The organism is Maribacter sp. MMG018 (assembly GCF_018100785.1).
Taxonomy (GTDB): domain Bacteria; phylum Bacteroidota; class Bacteroidia; order Flavobacteriales; family Flavobacteriaceae; genus Maribacter.
On the sequence record NZ_JAGJEC010000001.1, the window covers coordinates 1,704,834 to 1,721,665 of the forward strand.

Genomic DNA, 16,832 nt, shown 5'->3' on the forward strand with positions numbered 1-16,832 from the left:
TTTTATTGACACCATCTAGTTAAGTAGATAACCATTAAATATATCATTATGAAAAAACTAGTAGCAGAATTTATTGGAACGTTATGGTTGGTGTTGGGGGGATGTGGAAGTGCCGTATTAGCAGCGGGGTACCCAGAATTGGGAATCGGTTTTGTTGGGGTGGCCATGGCCTTTGGTCTAACGGTACTTACGATGGCATATGCCATAGGACATATTTCTGGGTGTCACTTAAATCCGGCAGTATCCGTTGGTTTATGGATAGGTGGCCGTTTTGATAAAAAAGAGTTAGTGCCCTATATTATTGCCCAAGTATTGGGGGGTATTGCAGGTGCAGGTATTTTGTACCTGATCGTGAGCGGTAAACCCGGATTTGATATTGGAGGCTTTGCGGCCAATGGATACGGAGAGCACTCTCCCGATGGTTATAACATGGCTTCGGCGCTTATCACCGAAATTGTAATGACCTTTATGTTTCTGATAATCATATTAGGGGCCACCCATTCAAAGGCTCCCAAGGGGTTTGCCGGTCTGGCGATTGGTTTGGGACTTACCTTGATCCATTTGATCAGTATACCTGTAACCAATACTTCTGTAAACCCGGCAAGAAGTACCAGCCAGGCATTGTTTGTAGGAGGGTGGGCGACAGAGCAGTTGTGGTTGTTTTGGGCAGCCCCGATCGTCGGTGCCATTTTAGCCGGTTTGGTTTACAAGTTTATTTCTTCAGAAAAATAGGTAGAACTAAAAACTACAGTATATAATAACAAGATAGTGGAAGTAGATTGCTAACTACATAATTTGGCTATCAAAACAACTGTTTTTAAGAATAGTAAAGAGGGGGCGTAATTTCTGGCCCCTCTTTGTTTACGGATAAAAAGTTAAAGTCCTTTTTGTTTCTAACCAATTGTTTAGTTTTGCTGTGTATTATAAAAAATGGCAAGAAAAAAGAAATATGATGAAGCCGAGGTCGTAGAGAGGGCCATGAACCTTTTTTGGAGAAATGGGTACGTAAATACCTCTATGCAGATGCTCGAAAAGGAAATGGGGATCAATAAGTTTTCTATCTATGCCAGTTTTGAGAACAAACACGGATTGTTTCTTAAATGTTTAGAACGTTATAAAACTAAGGTTAGAGGTATACTGGAAAAGTTGAAAAATGCGAACAATGGGGTAGCGGATATCAAACAATTTTTCTACGATTCTGTAAGTTCCGATTTTAAAGACGACCATAGTAAAGGCTGTTTTATTACAAACACCTATAACGAGTTTTCTCAAATAGAAGATCAGGTTATCAAAGAACAGGTAAATTCATTTATGACCGAGCTTAAAAAGCTGATTATCGAAAAGCTTAAGATGCATAAGGGCAAAGATGAGGAAACCATTGTAAGGGAAGCCAATTATTTACTATTGGCCAAGCATGGTTTAGCGGCGGCCTCTAGGGTGAATACCGAGAAAGAAATTGAAGATTACATAGAATTGACCTTTAAGAATATCTAACATTTTTTTTATCTTAAAACTAAACGATTGTTTAGAAATAACGAATAATAATAAATTAAAAATAGAATAGCATGACGACATTAAAAGTCCACAACATTGAGACGGCTCCCGAAGGAAGTAAGGAACTATTGGAAAAATCACAAAAGGCATATGGCATGATTCCCGGTTTGCACGGTGTATTGGCCGGGGCGCCAAAAATTCTTGAGGCCTACCAAACATTGCATGGGCTATTTACAGAGACTTCTTTCAATGAGGAAGAATTGACCGTGGTATGGCAAACCATTAATGTAGAGCATGCATGTCATTATTGTGTTCCTGCACATACGGGAATAGCAAAAATGATGAAAGTGGACGACGCCGTTACAGAGGCATTACGTAACGAAACACCTCTTAACGATCCAAAACTAGAGGCATTGCGTACCATGACATTGACGATCGTTAGAAACCGTGGGCATGTAACCCAAGAAGACCTAGATGCTTTTTATGCGGCCGGTTATGGCGAGGCACAAGTGTTGGAAATTATTTTGGGCCTATCACAAAAAACAATCAGCAACTACGTAAACCATATTGCCAACACTCCCGTAGATGCCGGTTTTAAAAAGTTTGCATGGTCAAAAGAGAATGTAGTTTCATAGGTGACTACAGGTTGATTGATTGTTATGAGCCTTCCGTTTATTCGGAAGGTTTTACCAATATCCAAAATTAGTTGACAGTGAATTAATACCCTTTTTACATGAAAGAAAAATTAAAAATAGATATTGTATCCGATGTAGTGTGCCCTTGGTGTACCATTGGTTTTAAACGACTACAAAAAGCTATTTCTGAATTAGGTATCGAGGACCAAGTCGAAATCGAATGGCAACCTTTTGAGTTAAATCCCGATATGCCGACAGAGGGACAGAACATTATAGAGCATATCACTGAAAAATATAGGGCTACTCCCGAACAACAGAAAGAGTCGCAAGAGCATATGACCGAAATAGGAAAGGAACTGGGTTTTACCTTCGATTATTTTGATGAAATGCGCATGGTGAACACCTTCGATGCACATGTTTTGTTGGATTATGCCCATGCTTTTGGAAAACAGACCGAATTGAATATGCGGTTGACGACTGCTTTCTTCAGTGAACGAAAAGATGTTTCCGATAGAAATGTGTTAAAACAGGCTTTATTGGATGTGGGTCTAAATGCCGAGGAGGCACTGGCTGAACTGGATAAAGAGGAAGCACGCTATAACATAAGAAGCAAACAAGGCTATTGGAAGAATATGGGGGTCAATTCGGTACCAACCATTGTGTTCAATAACAAAAGTGGCATTACCGGAGCCCAGCCCGTGGACACCTTTAAACAAGTACTTTCAGAATTTATCGCCGAACAATAATAGTATATGGAAAATAGAAACGCTGGGGAGTTGAATGCCCTATTGGACATAAAGCGAAAGGCTGGTGCCGCAAAATTTACCGAAGAAAAAAATAGAATCTATGCCGCCGGCATTAAAAGTGTAAAAGATTCTGGAGTACTGGACAGGGCATTGAACGTGGGCGATAAAGCGCCCGATTTTACTTTAAAAAATGCCTTGGACGAGCCGGTCGGTCTATACGAAGAACTAAAAAACGGACCTGTAGTAGTAACGTGGTATAGAGGGGGATGGTGCCCTTATTGCAACATTACCTTACATTATTTACAAGATAAATTGCCCGAATTTAAGAATGCCGGGGCTACGTTAATAGCGATAACACCCGAATTGCCAGACAATTCACTGAGTACCTCCGAAAAACACAATTTGGAGTTTACCGTATTAAGTGATGTTGGTAATAATGTTGCCAAAGCATATGGGGTGGTATTTAAACTTACCGATGAGGTGGCCTCCATTTACGAAGAAGCGTTTGGCTTGCATGGGGTAAATGGGGACGACAGCAATGAATTGCCTTTGGCCGCCACTTATGTGATAGACACCGACGGCATTGTGCAATATGCTTTTTTAGACGCGGACTATAGAAAAAGAGCGGAGGTGTCCGAAGTATTGGCGGCTTTGAACAACTTGCCATAAGAGCCTAATAAGAAAACTAGTTAAAAGATCGGTCTTGGATTACTAAGTCGGTATGTGTACAAAAAGAACAAATTCTAATAATGAAAAACAACAGAAGAAAATTTATAAAAAACTTGGGACTAGTTGGTGCAACAGGTGTAGTAATGCCTAATGCCGCAATCGCCGGTACGCAAGAAAATAAGAATGATATGGCAGACAAAACAAGACCCAAAGTATTATTTTTTGATGTAAACGAAACCCTTTTAGACCTTACCGATATGAAAAAACAGGTAGGAGAGGCCTTGGAAGGAAGGGAAGATCTGTTATCGCTTTGGTTTACGACCATGTTGCAATACTCTTTGGTTACCACGGCAAGTGGGCAGTATGAGCATTTTGGATATATAGGTGCGGCAGCATTACAAATGGTAGCGGCCAATAATGGTATTACACTTACCGAAGAAGAAGCTAGAAATGTCATAGTAAAAGCATTGCGAGGTTTACCGGCGCATCCAGAAGTGAAAGAAGCTTTGTCACTATTAAAGGAGGACGGATACAAACTTGTATCATTTACCAACTCATCTAACGAAGGGGTCAAAAAGCAATTTGAAAGTGCCGGATTAACGGCCTTTTTTGATGAAAGGCTTAGTGTAGAGGATATTGGGAAATTTAAACCTTTTACGGATGCCTATGCTTGGGCAGCTCGCAAAATGGGGTTGAAACCGGAGGAATGTATGTTGGTCGCCGCCCATGGCTGGGATGTTGCAGGAGCACTCTGGGCTGGCTGGAGAGCGGCGTTTATTGGTAGACCGGGGCAACAAATATTTCCGTTGGCACCAAATACAGAAATTTCGGAGCCCGATTTAAAAAAGGTGGCGGATATTTTGGTTACCTATAAATAACCGCTAAAGAATTGAAAAACGGCAAGTACGATTCTTGTACCATATATGTATGGGATATTCGTAGACCTGGTTGTTAATGGGGGCCTTTTTGTTGTTCGTCATTATAGGAATATGTTTTTACGCGTCCCCTTTTTTAATCGACTCGCAATGAGTATGTTTACTGTGTAATAGCTGTATTGTAGTGGTCCGCAACTCGTGGGTGTTTATACAGAAAAGCGGAAAGCATGCATAGAAATATTATTTACTTACTTCTTTTTGTGGTATTCGTACAGGCAAGATTGGGGGCTCAAGAGCAGGATATATATATTAAGGCGGGGCAATTTTATGACAGTAAGAACAATGAACTTCTTAAGAACAAGGTAATACGGGTAAGCGGAAAACAAATTGGGTCCATTGAGGATTTTGATAAACTGCCCAAGAATAGTAGGGTGGTGGACCTTTCCGATTATACCGTGTTACCGGGTTTGATAGATGCACATACGCACGTTCTTTTTTCTCAGGATGCCAATGTTGATTTTAGTGAGCATAGCGTGCAGTCACTTACCATGGAAAGGGACGGGCTAAGAACCCTTCGTGGAGCCAAAAGGGCCAAATCGTATTTAGATGTGGGCATTACCAGTATAAAAGACCTAGGGAATTCCGGTCTTTTTTTGGATGTGGGACTTCGCGATGCCATTAATGAAGGTACGATAGAAGGGCCGCGTATTTTTGCATCCGGACCTATTATGGCTGCTACGGGCGGACAAATATATGGGGTGTTGCCCGATCATCAAGATATCATAGATTTAGAGTATAGGATTATAAAAGGCGTGGACGACGCCAGAAATGCGGTTAGGGAACACGTAAACCAAAACGTAGATCTTATTAAGATCTGTGCGGACAACCTGCCCAACAACACTCGTCTTACGGTCGATGAAATAAAGACCATTGTTGAAACGGCCCATTCGTATGGTCTTACCGTAACGGCGCACTGTGTTACCGATGCATCCGCAAGAAATGCCATATTGGGTGGGGTAGATGGTATTGAACACGGGTTTAACATAGCCGATTCCACATTGGCTCTAATGGCACAAAATAAAGTGTTTTTAGTGCCCACGGAAAACAGTAGTGCCTATATGGATACCTATGTGCAATTGGCGGGTTACAAGAAAGAGAATACGGGTTGGATACCCAAATATATGGGCAATATGAAAAAAAGGCTCATAAAGGCCTTGGATGAGAAGGTAACCGTGGTGGCTGGGTCCGATAATTATACCGATATTGGTACAACACGTGGAGAATCGTCCAGAGATATGTTCCGTACCTACTTTGAGGCGGGTATGAAGCCTTTGAATATTCTACAATCGGCAACGTATCTTTCTGCATTGAGCCTTCACAAAGAAAAGGAAATTGGTTATTTGACCGAAGGGGCAAAAGCCGATATCATTGCGGTAAAAGGAAACTTGACAAGCAACTTTGTACAGACAATGGAGAATGTCGTGTTCGTAATGAAAGAAGGCCATATATATTTAGACAAGGCACAATAGTTTTCGTTGTCTTATGCGTATTTAGTTGGGTGCTCGTAATTTAGTTGTCAACCCTTTATCCCTTGTAAAAAAGATCAACGGGTTGTTTTTTACACGTTATCAAGAACATTGGCTGGTTTTCGTGTACCGCTGTTATTTCTAAAAGACCGTATTCCTTAAATTCCGACATTACCGATGCCTTGTCGTAATAGTAAATTTTAGCTCCTTCATGAAATTCGTATCGGTCTTCACCAACCCGTTTTCCCTTTCCATAATTCGGGGCTTCTTTTGTGATGGCGGTAAAAACCATGAGTCCGTTATCGGTCAATTGATCGTAGCAATCTTGGATCAATTTTTTTCTTTCGCTCTTGCTCAACAAGTGAATAAGGGCATAGCAGAAAATGCCATCGTATTTGTTGTTATCAAAAGGCATATCGGTTACCGAGCCATGGTAAAGGCTTATTTGGCTACCGTACTTTTCTTTGGCCAGTTCAATAGCTGTTTTCGATATTTCTATTCCGGTAACCGTTAGCCCGTTTTCTATAAAAGGTTGTGCATTTCGGCCATAGCCTATTCCGGGAATTAGAACGTTCTTTACTTTATTTTCAACAAATAGGTCCTTCGTCAATACGGCGGAATTTGCAGGTTTTGAACCCCACATTTTTTGTTTGTCCCTAAAAGTGTCTTCCCAGAATTCGTCCATATCAATTACATATTTTGTCTTCTAATATTTGGCATTTTATTCCTTCGGATTTTAGTTGTCGTAAAACGGAATAGGTATCGATAAAAGAGCCTTCCATTCTTAAAACCGAGTGCCCACAGGGGTATGGGGCATTAAAATCTTCCAAATCAAAATTGACCTCTAAATCTGGATGGTCCTTTTTTAATGATGCGAGCACCTTGTTCGCATCACTCTCTAATCGTATGTCGGTTATAAATACTTCTACCATTTTAAAAAGATTCTTCTGTCAGTTCGTTGTTTAACATGGCACCCGTAACGTTACCTCCATAGACCGCCGTAGCTACCGATCGGAACATAGAACTAGCGTCGCCACAGGCGAAAATACCTGCTTGCGTTGTTTTATACATAGGGTTTACTTCTATATATCCGTTTTCTGTAATGTTACAGCCCAGTTCTTGCGGAATAGTCGTGTTTTGTTCAAAGGGGATAGCGGCATAGGCTGCCTCAAAATCTTCTTTGCTACCATCATTAAAGATGAGGGTTTTCAACTGCCCGTTCTCGTGTTTTATTTCCATAACTTCTTTTTCGATGATGCTAATCTGGTTACGTTGTAGCTTGGACATTTGCTCTGTATTAAAGTCAGGTTTTCCAGCAGTTATAATAGTAATGTCATCGGTTAGGTTTTTTACCAATTGTGTTATATGAAAGGCTCTTTCCCCATTGGCCAAAATGGCGGTTTTCTTATTTCTTATTTCATATCCGTGGCAATAGGGGCAATGTACGACCGAAATTCCCCAACATTCGGAAAAGCCCTTTATATTGGGCATTATGTCTTTGATGCCTGCGGCAAAAACCAGTTTTTTAGCCGTAAAAGTATCTTTGTGCGAAGTGGTGATTTCAAAACCTTCTGAAGTTCTCTTTCCATTAATGGCAAGTCCGTCATAAAATTTTACACGGTCGTATTTTAAAACTTGTTCTTTTGCCAGATCTGATATTTGCTGTGGCGAGTTTCCATCTTGGGTCAGAAAATTATGTGAGTGGGGCGTTTGGCGATTGCAGGGTTTGCCAGAATCGATGACCAAAGTTTTTCGTAACGATCGCCCTAAGGTCAACGCTGCTGAAAGTCCGGCGTAGCTTCCGCCGATGATGATGACGTCAAATTCGTTTTTATCCATTTTGTTGTTGTATTGTGCAAAGAGCGATAATGGGCCGGGTAGTGTAAGTGCTAAACCTGAAACTCCCAATAGCTTATGTACGTCTCTTCTTGTCATTAGATTCTATAAATGCGAAATTGTCGCAATAGTGATTTTGACAAATATACATGGATTTTGTATTATTGCAACTTATTCGCAATAAATAATGAACAGAAGAAATACACCTACTAAGGAAGCGGTGCTTAATTTGCTTTCAAATTCGAAAAAAGCATTAAGTCAAGATGCCATAGAAAAGCAACTCGACATTAAGATAAACAGGGCTACCATATACCGGGTATTGAATAGGTTCTGTGAAGACGATATGGTGCATAGGATCGTAGCGGAAGATGGCAAGCAGTATTTTGCCATTTGTAAAAAATGTGAGAAACCCGAAGATGTGCAATATCATTTTCATTTTCGGTGCTTGTCTTGCGACACTATAGAATGTTTGCAGGTTCCGGTAAACTACGCTGTTCCCAACGGATACCGGGTGCAGGGCGCCAACTGTGTTTTAACGGGCACGTGTAGCGATTGTTCGCAGGTAGTTGGGTAGAAGAAGGTGTTTGATTTGTAAAGTCTTTAAAATCGGTATTTTATATTTAAAAGAAAATATCGTGGTACTATTCTATAACTTGTTTCGTTTCTCTGAAATTCAGAGATAAATACATCTCTGAATTCGGTGATGTTAAATACGTTGTTAGCGGACAATCTATAAGAAAACCTGCTTTTTTTAGGATTGTAATTTAAGGTGGCATTGGTAAACAAATAGTTTTTACCGTTTATGGAATAGTAGCTGTTTTGTAGCTTAAATAGCCATGGGTCCGATAACTTTAAAACCGCATCCACATTGCCTTCCAAGTAATCGTTTGTTGAGGTTTGGTTGTCAAATTGCCCCTTAAGGTGGTTGTACTGAAATCCGAATTTGAAGTTTATTGGTAGTTTAAAATAGGTGGTGCCTTGTACTCTATAATTTGCATCATAGTTAATGACTTCGTCTATAATGTTGTTTATGGTTATTGGGGTGTTGGACCACGATTGTTGCATACTTATTTTGAAGGAGCTGGAAATTGCTTTTAAGTATCTTGTTATACCTAAATTGTAGTTGGTGAATTTGGCTCCATCGATAATTTGATATTGATTAAAATTTGTACGTTCAGAAACGATCGTGTTTGCCCCATAGCTGTTATCGGCAAAACTATGTACTAAGAAAGAATTGATTAGAAACTGTTTTTTGTAATTGTTAAAGGTGTAGAAGAAACCAAAACTATGATTGTTGGTTTGTTGTATACTGGTAGCACCTTTGTTGAAAGTTCTATAATTTTTAATGATAAAGTGTTCCGTTAAATATTGGGACTGGGGTAAATTGTTCTGATAACTGTAGCTTACACCTAAATTTCCCATTTTTGTTTTACTGGTATAAAGCTTAATTTTTGGGTTGATAAAAAAGAATTCATTTTTGCTATTGTTCAAGTCTATATAGTTTTTAGAAATACTTAGCGAACTACTTATTTTAAACAATCTAGAAATGTCATAGTTGTACTTACCTGTGACGGCAAGTTTAGAGTTTTTGTACGCCATATCGTTAGATAGGGTATCTATTGGTGCTTGGTCATCAAACCTAAAATTAGTTTCAATTTTATCATTGTCCACTGTTGCGGAAAGTTCTATGCCATATTCTGATTTTCTTCTTTTTGTAAGCAGTTCAGATTGTATACCGTAATAGTTGCGCGGAGTATTGTTGGTTTGATGAATGGTTAGCTCTTCATTATTGTTAAACAAAGCACTAAGCGTATTGGGTTGTATTGTGTAATCTTGTTTGGTGTTGTTGATGCCAAAATAGGCATAGGTCAATAGAAGTGTGTTGTCCGTGATTTTTTTTGTGATATTGAAGTGGTTGTAGATATTATGATTTTTATCGTCTTGGGTCTGTAAAATTTGATCGTCGTTAAAGATTAGATCGCTTCTTGTTTTTGTGGGGTTGTTCTCAAAAGTAAAGTCGTAGACGAGATAGGTGTTTTTTTTGGAGTAATGTTTTAGTTCAACTTCGGTCGAAAAATACAGGTCTTTGATGTTTATTGCGTTTTGTTCGGAGAACTGGATGGCATTTGGCTCTATAAAATATTCTGTTAGGTTTTTGTGTTGTTTTTTAATTTCATCATATGTGAAGTATGTTAAGCCTCTTACCTTGGTTTGTTCGGAAAGATTACTGACAAAACTCAAGGAATTTAAAAATGAGTTGTTAAAAATATCTTCGTTGTTCGAAAAATTTGAAGATGAAACATTATCGATATCCACAAGTGTATTATTGGTTTTTTCGATTTTTTTATCGGAGTTGAAACTATGAATGTTCAACCTCTCTGTATTTTCAACCTGTTCAAGGCTCTTATTTCCTATACTGTTGGCATTGCTAAGGTTAAAAAGTTTTAGTTTCTTTTTTAATAGGCCGATATTAATTGTAGAGTTGTAACGATTATTGGATCCATAACCTAAATCCATGTTGCCGAACCATACATTTTTTTTATTCTCTTTTAACTTCAGGTTCAAGGCTACTTTTTCAGATTCCTGAAAATTTTTTAAAATAGGATTATCCTCAAAATTGTTAAGTATCTCAACTTCGTCAATGTAGTTGGCATCTAGGTTTTTTGTCAGTAATTTATACTTGTCGTCAAAAAGATCGTCCCCTTCAATCAGAAGCTTGTCTATAGTTTTGCTGTTAACCTTGATATTGCCGTCAGATGCTACTTCTATTCCCGGAATTTTTTTTAGCAAGTCCTCGACCACACTTTCCGAACCATCTTCAAAAGCGGAAACCTTATAGGTTATGGTATCGCGTTTTACCTTTATTTTTTCCCAAGCTTCTAGCACAACTTCGTTAAGCTGTTCTACTTTTTCTTTTAAGACAAAATTTACGGTATATGCCTTTTCGTTTTCAATTGTAATTGTTTTCGCTTGTTCTTGAAAACCTAATATATTGGCAACGATCTGTAGGTTAGGGCTCTTTTTACTGTCAAAGTTAAATGCTATCTCAAATGCTCCCTTAGAGTTTGAATATGTGTAGGCTATTAGGTCATCTTCTTGATATAGTACTATTGTTGCATTTTGGATCGGTTCATTTTGGATCGAAGACAATACGCCGGCAATTTTATATTCTTGTGCTTGGCATATATAAGAGATGATAAACAAAAAGAATACTTGAAATTTGGTCATTTATTTATCAAATATTTCCATAAAATAGTTTTTCATTGGCATTCTATTTTCTGTGGTCTCAATGGCATCATAACTCTCCGCGACCATTCTACCGTTTTGAATGTTTTTTTCATGAAGATTTTTTAATACGTTTTTATACTCTTCCAAGGTTATCCAATTGTAACTGTTGTTTTCATGTTTTGGATTCGGAGGGGTGATTTTTATTTTTTTATCCAAGGGATACTGTATGGATTTAAAATAAAAATAGACTTCTTTATCGGTGTCGTAGGCTTCTAGTATTAATCCTGGCAACCCCTGTAATTTCCACGGACCATACGGTAAAGGAACAGACAGGGTAAACCAAGCCGTGTATTCTCTTCCCCTAAATGTGCCTATTGCTTTTATACATTCAAAATTTCCTATTCGCTTTTTTTCCTTTAAGATTTTCCATGCTATTTTGGGTATTTTTTCTTTTACATAGCTATACCCTTTATTGCTAGATAACATTTGATCGTTTAATGCTGCATAGACTTCATAACCCTCTTTAGAAGTTCTCTTGGGTTTTACGAACACATGGTCTTTATCCTTTTTTATTACGATGGGTTTGTTGACAGCCCCACCTTCTAAAGATTCTTTGGCATATGTATATTTTGAATGTTCGTTATTAAAGATTAAGACTGCGTTGTAATCAACACCTATTGGTGCGCCTAGCCCCATACTTTGTTTGTGACCGTAATGTACTATGCCTGTTCGGCTTTGAGGATAAAGGGGTAAATGGAATATGAATAGAATACTAAAACTTAGAAGTAATCTCATATTTGTGCTTTTTATAAAAGCGGTTCTACAGTTTTATTTATGTATGTTATCGTGTGGATGAAATGTTTGCATATGCCTCTAATTTAACAAATACGAACAAAATGCAAAAAAACACCTACAAAATATAAGGCCTTGGTCAATAGGTTGTTGAAAATGGTTTTGGTTGCTTAAAATTGGGTGTTCGCTATAAAAAAGCCCTTAGAATCGCTTTGTCAGATCTAAGGGGCAGAAGAATAATTTTATGGCAGAAGAAGAAACAGGTTTGGTTTTGGGGCAGGTTCTATATTCGTTTAAATTTGGCTTTACATCTTTTCAAAAATGTTTTTGGCCGCTCGTATGGCCCCTTCCATATAACCGCCATATTCGGTTGCGCTTTCGGTACCTGAAAAGAACAATTTACCCTTCATGTAGTTTTCTTGCAGTAGGGGATGACCGTTGTTTTGGTGTGGTCGGTGAACGGTCTGGTCTTCACTTATCACAAACTCGTCCGACCAAATCTTATCAAAATAATTCACGGGATGTAAGGCTTCCTCGCCCATGAGTTCCGATAATTGCTTCAATACAAATTCCTTTCTTACTTCTTGCGAATACGATGCCGCACCCCCGTTTAAAAAGCCCGTAAAACCATATTTGTTTTCTTCAAAGTTGGTATGGTCGTACATTTCCGTGACAATACCACAGTGGCTGAACAACATGCCCGAATAGTCTTTCTTTCTCCAGAACGGTTCGGCATATTCCAATACAAATTTTATGGACCCTGCCATCCAGGTTTGAACGCTTGGCAAAATGTCGGACACCGCCTCTGGCAATGGGGGCGAAAACCTAATTTGCGAGCCCGCCAATTGGGGGGGCAAGCACAGAACCACTTTATCGGCATGCAACTTTTCCCCTTGCCCAGTCTCCACCAACAAGCCATTTTCATGTTCGGTAACCGCGGTAACTTTTGTGTTTAGATGTATGTTTTTCGGATTCAGTTTTTCTGCCAGTGCATCGATGAGGTTTTGTGTACCATCTTTTAACCGGTACGAGGGGGCTTCGGCTTCGGGTACAAAAAACTTTTGGGGCGGCTCAAACGATTTGGTCTGAAACAAGGAAATGCCTTTTGAAAACTGCGGGTATTTTGTAAGTCCCAGTTCATCGATGAGGGAAAGCAAATTCCCGTGCATATCGGAAAACCACGTGGCGCCCAGCTCCAAAGGAGTTTCCAAGCTTCCTTTTAGGGTTTGTATGCGTCCGCCCAATCGCGACGATGCTTCAACAACTGTTGCCTCTTTATTGTTTTTGGTCAGTAAATAGGCCAAAGTCAATCCGCTCAATCCTCCACCTACGATTACAATCCGTTCTTTCATGTATTCATTTTTTAAGGCCTAAAAGCCACGGCAAAAATACGACAGCTTTATATTACATACCTTGTCTCGCTTTGCGGTATTTGAAAATACGGGTACGTTTACTCCATAAGAAGGGCTAGCGCAAGCGTTCTTCTTATTGGGTCATTTGAAAGACGATATCTTGATATACCTGGGCATTTCCCTTTTTTAGGTATTTTGTTTCCATAGCGCCGCCCATGGCCAAAACGGGGGCGAAGGTGAATACTTCATGCTTGCCCAGACCCCCAAATTCAGCGATCGCTTTTTTAAACAATGATTCCCTTAACCATTCTTCCCTGTTTTCATCGTTGGTAATAAAGTCGGTAAAGAACGACTCAAGGCTCCATACCAAGGTCTCTATTTTTCGGTATTGAATGTCTATCATACAGACATCCTCATCGGTTTCCGTCAGTTTTCTATAATAGAACAATTCACCAAAACCACTGATCGCAAACGGGACATAATTTTCCACTTCCTTCCCCAACCAGGTCCATAAAGAAGTTTCAAAATCTTTGGGGTTTACCAAGGTGATCAATCCGTCGTCGTATTTTTCAAAACCGTTCGATTTCCATAGATCGATCAAATATGGGGACACTTTGTGCTTGTATTCCTCAATGATATCCTCAGGTACGGGAACGGTAGTCCTTTTTGTTCCCCCCGTTTCGTTGTTCTTTTCAGTGTTTTTATGGAATAGTTTTTTAAAAAAGCTCATTTAGGGATTGATTTTGGGTGAAGCCTTGTCTTAGCGGCATGTTGTATTATTTAAATGTTCCAGGGGCGGTTTTATTGTCCTTAGCGTCCAAATTATCCGATTCGGTAGTTTGTTTCATGAGGCTATTTACCAGATGGTCGGCTTTTCTGGTGGTTTCGGGCAACCTGTATTTAGGACATAGTTCCAAGACCAAGGAGGTGGCGAATTCTAAATTCACCTTGTGCCCTATACTTACAAAAACCGGTTTGGTGTCCTTTTGGGTTCTAAGAACATTGCCGACTATCTTTTCTTCGGAATATAAGGGAACGGCGGAACCTCTTCGGGCTTCCAATTCCTCTTGGGCCCAAACGCCGACCAGTCGTTTTTTGGCACACCCTATGGTCGGTACATCCAACTTAATACCCAAATGGGTCGCCATACCTACTCCCTTTGGGTGGGCTATGCCGTGCCCGTCACAAACAATAAGGTCCGGCTTGATCTTTAAATGATTGTAGGCCTCTATTAGGGGCGGAATCTCCCGAAACGAAAATAGGCCGGGCACATAGGGGAAGGTAATGTCCATCTCGTGGTAGGCTTCCTCTACCACTTCTAAGGTGTCTTTTTGTAGTACGACGATCGCACCGATCATTGGGTGTGCGCTTTCGTTATAAGCTACGTCCACTCCGGCAACGAAGCGTATCTCCCCAGGCAGGCAGTTTTCCTTGATTACCTGTTGCCTCAATTCGTTCTGTTCAACCAAATAGGGCCATAAATCCTTATCGTTGCCGTTCCAATCTTTTTCCATTCTATAGGTACTTCATAAATCGTGAATGCATTATTTACTCAAGGTCACGGGGCCAATATTATTTTTTGCGTTTATCGGCTTTAGTGCATACATCCCATATAGATCCGGCTGTTTACGATAAATGCCTTGTCGGCATATTTTTTTAAACGCACCAATTTCTGGTCCGCCTCTTCCTTGTTATCGGTGATGGCCGTGACCAATGCCATGGTGTTTTCCCTTGTTTTCTGCCCTTCGGTGTAATAAGCCAAATACTCCAAGCTTAAAGTTTCTGAAGGATAGCGCCTTATAAAATATTGACCGGCATAAATTTCATCTTCATCGTTTTCGGGTAGGCAAATACGGTTTTTCTCTTGGTTAAAACCCCTTCCCATGGTATCTATCTCTATTTTTAGCTTTTTGTGCAGGTCGAACATTTTTTGCCTTAGTTCAAAATAGTTTTGCGAAGTGTCAGATACCACAACATAGGCGTTCATATATTCCCCTTCGGAAATTGCTTGTGCACTGGAGTTTAAGGTCCCTAATAAAAAGAGCAATAAAATGTAGATCTTGTTCATATTAGAATAACGTATTTGATGGGTTCTTCTTATCCGTTGATTCGTATCGGGTAGTTTTGACCATTAATTTAAACTTTCTTTTTTAACCGGGATGAGGGGCTCGATGTACTTAAGACTTGTTCACGATTTTTAATATAAGTAGCACCACCTGGGCGATTACGCACAGCGGAAGCAGGATCATATAGAGCCATAATATGGCCCCGGGGCCGTTCTCGTCCCACATGTTGCCCCCTTTTGGGGTATTAAAATAGGCATAGCAAATGGGGAGCAGATATATAATGGCATTTAGGATCAAAAGGCCGTTGAGAATCAGCTTTCTTTGGGTGTTGGAATCGTTAACAAAAAGCAAGGCAATACTCGAAATCGGCAGGATCAGAAATAGAATCAGTGCAATCATATTTTTCATCTTAATGCAAGCTTAGTTCTTCTACGATAAGAACGATTGTTTGGTCAAAATTGTTTTAAGACGGTTCGCTATAAGTTGATCTGGCAGTCGATTTTTATCGAATTTCCCTTGTCATCGTCGGTGACCAAGGCCACTTTATATGTACGGGGTCCTATTTTATCGGACATGGTCACGGATTCTACCTTTAACGGTTCCCCGATATTCGGAATTCTGGTCGACCTGTATGAATTAAGCACCTTATGGTCAACGATGGGGATCGTACCGATAAAACTGCCCAGTATCTCCCCGTCGTCATAGGAGTTGGACGAGTTTTCTACCGAAGCGGTAAAGATGATCAGCGAGGAGTCCTTTAAGATGGTAGCCCCCGAAAAGCCAGACTCCATTCCATTGATCTTTGGTAGGGTAAATTCGGTCAACACTGGCTTAGGAAAAGGCGCGGAACCCTCTAAATAGGCCAAAAAATCTTTATAACCGAATTCAAAAATGATGTTTTTACCCCGGTTGAAAAGATAGATCTTATCATTTTGGTAGGCGACGGCCTCTATGTTGAGGTCTTCGTTTTCCATTGCTTTCAGCGCTCTCAAATTATCGTAGAAAGGGGAAATGTTATAGGTTTTAATGCGAATGCTATCTTCCAGAAAAATATGAACAAAGACATCTCTTTGAGGTGATTTTGAGCCAGACCCAAAGACGACCATTTCGTGTGGGCCGATCATTTCCATTGATTCAAAATCGGGCTTGTCCGTTTTTGGTATCCTACCGTTATTTGTCTCTTGGGCGGCATGGATCTGTGATTTGGAAACGACCTCGTTCTCGGTGTTGAGTTGAAATAGAAACGGTGAGTCGTCACCAATGGCATAAAAGTGGTTTTCGACCGCAACAATACCCGAGCCACTGGGAAAGTCTTTTATGGTTTTACTGTTTAGAACCTCAATGGCCAAGGGGTGGTTTTTACAAGAAGCCATGATCAAGATCAAGGCCAATAGTAGAATGGTTCTTTTCATTTTTATTTTCCAATTTTCTACAGCTAAAATACATATTGAAAGTAGGAAGACCTGACGAACACCTGTAAAGCTTTGCTAAAATCTATGATGTGTACTGTTCTTAATGCCGATGGTGAATATGGATCGTATGGTGGGTGGTGTTAATGCCCTTTCAGGTGGTTTAAAGGGATTTTTCCTCGTGTGTATTAGGCTGGTGTGATA

19 protein-coding genes and 1 pseudogene are annotated in these 16,832 nt (G+C 39.8%); 8 read left to right on the forward strand and 12 right to left on the reverse strand.

From position 1 onward, the window contains the following. Window positions 1–48: 48 nt before the first annotated feature. The 7 genes from aqpZ (at window position 49) to J8L85_RS07315 (ending at window position 5,948) form a co-directional block, all read left to right on the forward strand. Entirely contained in the window at window positions 49–732 is a 684-nt protein-coding gene (gene aqpZ / locus J8L85_RS07285) for an aquaporin Z (protein WP_211015953.1), read from the forward strand. Window positions 733–930: 198 nt separating this feature from the next. Further along, the gene (locus J8L85_RS07290; RefSeq protein ID WP_211015954.1) at window positions 931–1,494 is read left to right on the forward strand and encodes a TetR/AcrR family transcriptional regulator; all 564 of its coding nucleotides are present in this window, start codon (window positions 931–933) and stop codon (window positions 1,492–1,494) included. 71 nt (window positions 1,495–1,565) lie between these two features. Next, window positions 1,566–2,129, forward strand: a complete 564-nt coding sequence (locus J8L85_RS07295; protein WP_211015955.1) for a carboxymuconolactone decarboxylase family protein — start codon at window positions 1,566–1,568, stop codon at window positions 2,127–2,129. A 98-nt stretch (window positions 2,130–2,227) separates the two neighbouring features. After that, window positions 2,228–2,875 carry a DsbA family oxidoreductase gene (locus J8L85_RS07300; protein WP_211015956.1) on the forward strand — a complete coding sequence of 216 codons (648 nt, stop codon included), beginning with the start codon at window positions 2,228–2,230 and terminating at the stop codon, window positions 2,873–2,875. A gap of 6 nt (window positions 2,876–2,881) precedes the next feature. Next, window positions 2,882–3,544, forward strand: coding sequence for a peroxiredoxin-like family protein (locus J8L85_RS07305; RefSeq protein WP_211015957.1), 663 nt, complete (start codon window positions 2,882–2,884; stop codon window positions 3,542–3,544). Between the two features lie 80 nt (window positions 3,545–3,624). Further along, window positions 3,625–4,422 (forward strand): haloacid dehalogenase type II, encoded by a 798-nt coding sequence (locus J8L85_RS07310; protein WP_211015958.1) that lies wholly within the window; start codon window positions 3,625–3,627, stop codon window positions 4,420–4,422. A gap of 224 nt (window positions 4,423–4,646) precedes the next feature. Then, a complete protein-coding gene (locus J8L85_RS07315; RefSeq protein ID WP_211015960.1) occupies window positions 4,647–5,948 on the forward strand; it encodes an amidohydrolase family protein in 1,302 nt (433 codons plus the stop codon). A gap of 55 nt (window positions 5,949–6,003) precedes the next feature. Here the strand turns inward: J8L85_RS07315 and J8L85_RS07320 are convergent, their stop codons facing one another. The 3 genes from J8L85_RS07320 to J8L85_RS07330 are packed head-to-tail and all read right to left on the reverse strand — an operon-like array spanning window position 6,004 to window position 7,880. Further along, window positions 6,004–6,630 carry a class I SAM-dependent methyltransferase gene (locus tag J8L85_RS07320; protein WP_211015962.1) on the reverse strand — a complete coding sequence of 209 codons (627 nt, stop codon included), beginning with the start codon at window positions 6,628–6,630 and terminating at the stop codon, window positions 6,004–6,006. A gap of 1 nt (window position 6,631) precedes the next feature. After that, on the reverse strand, window positions 6,632–6,877 hold the full coding sequence (locus J8L85_RS07325) for a hypothetical protein (RefSeq protein ID WP_211015964.1): 246 nt from the start codon (window positions 6,875–6,877) through the stop codon (window positions 6,632–6,634). A 1-nt stretch (window position 6,878) separates the two neighbouring features. Continuing rightward, window positions 6,879–7,880 (reverse strand): NAD(P)/FAD-dependent oxidoreductase, encoded by a 1,002-nt coding sequence (locus J8L85_RS07330; protein ID WP_211015966.1) that lies wholly within the window; start codon window positions 7,878–7,880, stop codon window positions 6,879–6,881. Between the two features lie 88 nt (window positions 7,881–7,968). Between J8L85_RS07330 and J8L85_RS07335 the strand changes: the two genes are divergently transcribed. Beyond that, a complete protein-coding gene (locus tag J8L85_RS07335) occupies window positions 7,969–8,355 on the forward strand; it encodes a transcriptional repressor (protein WP_211015967.1) in 387 nt (128 codons plus the stop codon). A gap of 26 nt (window positions 8,356–8,381) precedes the next feature. Here the strand turns inward: J8L85_RS07335 and J8L85_RS07340 are convergent, their stop codons facing one another. The 9 genes and pseudogenes from J8L85_RS07340 to J8L85_RS07375 form a co-directional block, all read right to left on the reverse strand. Beyond that, the gene (locus tag J8L85_RS07340; protein WP_211015968.1) at window positions 8,382–11,009 is read right to left on the reverse strand and encodes a carboxypeptidase-like regulatory domain-containing protein; all 2,628 of its coding nucleotides are present in this window, start codon (window positions 11,007–11,009) and stop codon (window positions 8,382–8,384) included. Then, on the reverse strand, window positions 11,010–11,804 hold the full coding sequence (locus tag J8L85_RS07345; protein ID WP_211015969.1) for a GLPGLI family protein: 795 nt from the start codon (window positions 11,802–11,804) through the stop codon (window positions 11,010–11,012). It abuts the gene before it with no gap. Between the two features lie 302 nt (window positions 11,805–12,106). Next, a complete protein-coding gene (locus tag J8L85_RS07350) occupies window positions 12,107–12,895 on the reverse strand; it encodes an NAD(P)/FAD-dependent oxidoreductase (RefSeq protein ID WP_348771742.1) in 789 nt (262 codons plus the stop codon). 21 nt (window positions 12,896–12,916) lie between these two features. Continuing rightward, window positions 12,917–13,156: pseudogene (locus tag J8L85_RS18100) on the reverse strand (FAD-dependent oxidoreductase); the annotation flags it as partial. A 130-nt stretch (window positions 13,157–13,286) separates the two neighbouring features. Next, on the reverse strand, window positions 13,287–13,883 hold the full coding sequence (locus J8L85_RS07355; protein ID WP_211015971.1) for a T6SS immunity protein Tdi1 domain-containing protein: 597 nt from the start codon (window positions 13,881–13,883) through the stop codon (window positions 13,287–13,289). Between the two features lie 46 nt (window positions 13,884–13,929). Further along, on the reverse strand, window positions 13,930–14,667 hold the full coding sequence (gene nfi, locus J8L85_RS07360) for a deoxyribonuclease V (RefSeq protein WP_211015972.1): 738 nt from the start codon (window positions 14,665–14,667) through the stop codon (window positions 13,930–13,932). 80 nt (window positions 14,668–14,747) lie between these two features. Beyond that, the gene (locus J8L85_RS07365) at window positions 14,748–15,221 is read right to left on the reverse strand and encodes a hypothetical protein (protein WP_211015973.1); all 474 of its coding nucleotides are present in this window, start codon (window positions 15,219–15,221) and stop codon (window positions 14,748–14,750) included. Window positions 15,222–15,330: 109 nt separating this feature from the next. Beyond that, complete coding sequence (locus tag J8L85_RS07370; protein WP_211015974.1) at window positions 15,331–15,627, reverse strand: hypothetical protein; 297 nt, start codon at window positions 15,625–15,627, stop codon at window positions 15,331–15,333. 68 nt (window positions 15,628–15,695) lie between these two features. Then, window positions 15,696–16,631 (reverse strand): hypothetical protein, encoded by a 936-nt coding sequence (locus J8L85_RS07375; protein WP_211015975.1) that lies wholly within the window; start codon window positions 16,629–16,631, stop codon window positions 15,696–15,698. Window positions 16,632–16,832 lie beyond the last annotated feature (201 nt).

Excerpts from the sequence above, each read along its gene's own strand:
- aqpZ (WP_211015953.1), top strand. The coding sequence starts at position 49 with ATGAAAAAACTAGTAGCAGAATTTATTGGAACGTTATGGTTGGTGTTG.
- J8L85_RS07320 (WP_211015962.1), bottom strand. The coding sequence starts at position 6,630 with ATGGACGAATTCTGGGAAGACACTTTTAGGGACAAACAAAAAATGTGG.
- J8L85_RS07340 (WP_211015968.1), bottom strand. The coding sequence starts at position 11,009 with ATGACCAAATTTCAAGTATTCTTTTTGTTTATCATCTCTTATATATGC.
- J8L85_RS07370 (WP_211015974.1), bottom strand. The coding sequence starts at position 15,627 with ATGAAAAATATGATTGCACTGATTCTATTTCTGATCCTGCCGATTTCG.
- nfi (WP_211015972.1), bottom strand. The coding sequence starts at position 14,667 with ATGGAAAAAGATTGGAACGGCAACGATAAGGATTTATGGCCCTATTTG.
- J8L85_RS07335 (WP_211015967.1), top strand. The coding sequence starts at position 7,969 with ATGAACAGAAGAAATACACCTACTAAGGAAGCGGTGCTTAATTTGCTT.
- J8L85_RS07300 (WP_211015956.1), top strand. The coding sequence starts at position 2,228 with ATGAAAGAAAAATTAAAAATAGATATTGTATCCGATGTAGTGTGCCCT.
- J8L85_RS07290 (WP_211015954.1), top strand. The coding sequence starts at position 931 with ATGGCAAGAAAAAAGAAATATGATGAAGCCGAGGTCGTAGAGAGGGCC.
- J8L85_RS07310 (WP_211015958.1), top strand. The coding sequence starts at position 3,625 with ATGAAAAACAACAGAAGAAAATTTATAAAAAACTTGGGACTAGTTGGT.
- J8L85_RS07325 (WP_211015964.1), bottom strand. The coding sequence starts at position 6,877 with ATGGTAGAAGTATTTATAACCGACATACGATTAGAGAGTGATGCGAAC.
- J8L85_RS07295 (WP_211015955.1), top strand. The coding sequence starts at position 1,566 with ATGACGACATTAAAAGTCCACAACATTGAGACGGCTCCCGAAGGAAGT.
- J8L85_RS07345 (WP_211015969.1), bottom strand. The coding sequence starts at position 11,804 with ATGAGATTACTTCTAAGTTTTAGTATTCTATTCATATTCCATTTACCC.
- J8L85_RS07365 (WP_211015973.1), bottom strand. The coding sequence starts at position 15,221 with ATGAACAAGATCTACATTTTATTGCTCTTTTTATTAGGGACCTTAAAC.
- J8L85_RS07315 (WP_211015960.1), top strand. The coding sequence starts at position 4,647 with ATGCATAGAAATATTATTTACTTACTTCTTTTTGTGGTATTCGTACAG.
- J8L85_RS07375 (WP_211015975.1), bottom strand. The coding sequence starts at position 16,631 with ATGAAAAGAACCATTCTACTATTGGCCTTGATCTTGATCATGGCTTCT.
- J8L85_RS07355 (WP_211015971.1), bottom strand. The coding sequence starts at position 13,883 with ATGAGCTTTTTTAAAAAACTATTCCATAAAAACACTGAAAAGAACAAC.
- J8L85_RS07305 (WP_211015957.1), top strand. The coding sequence starts at position 2,882 with ATGGAAAATAGAAACGCTGGGGAGTTGAATGCCCTATTGGACATAAAG.
- J8L85_RS07330 (WP_211015966.1), bottom strand. The coding sequence starts at position 7,880 with ATGACAAGAAGAGACGTACATAAGCTATTGGGAGTTTCAGGTTTAGCA.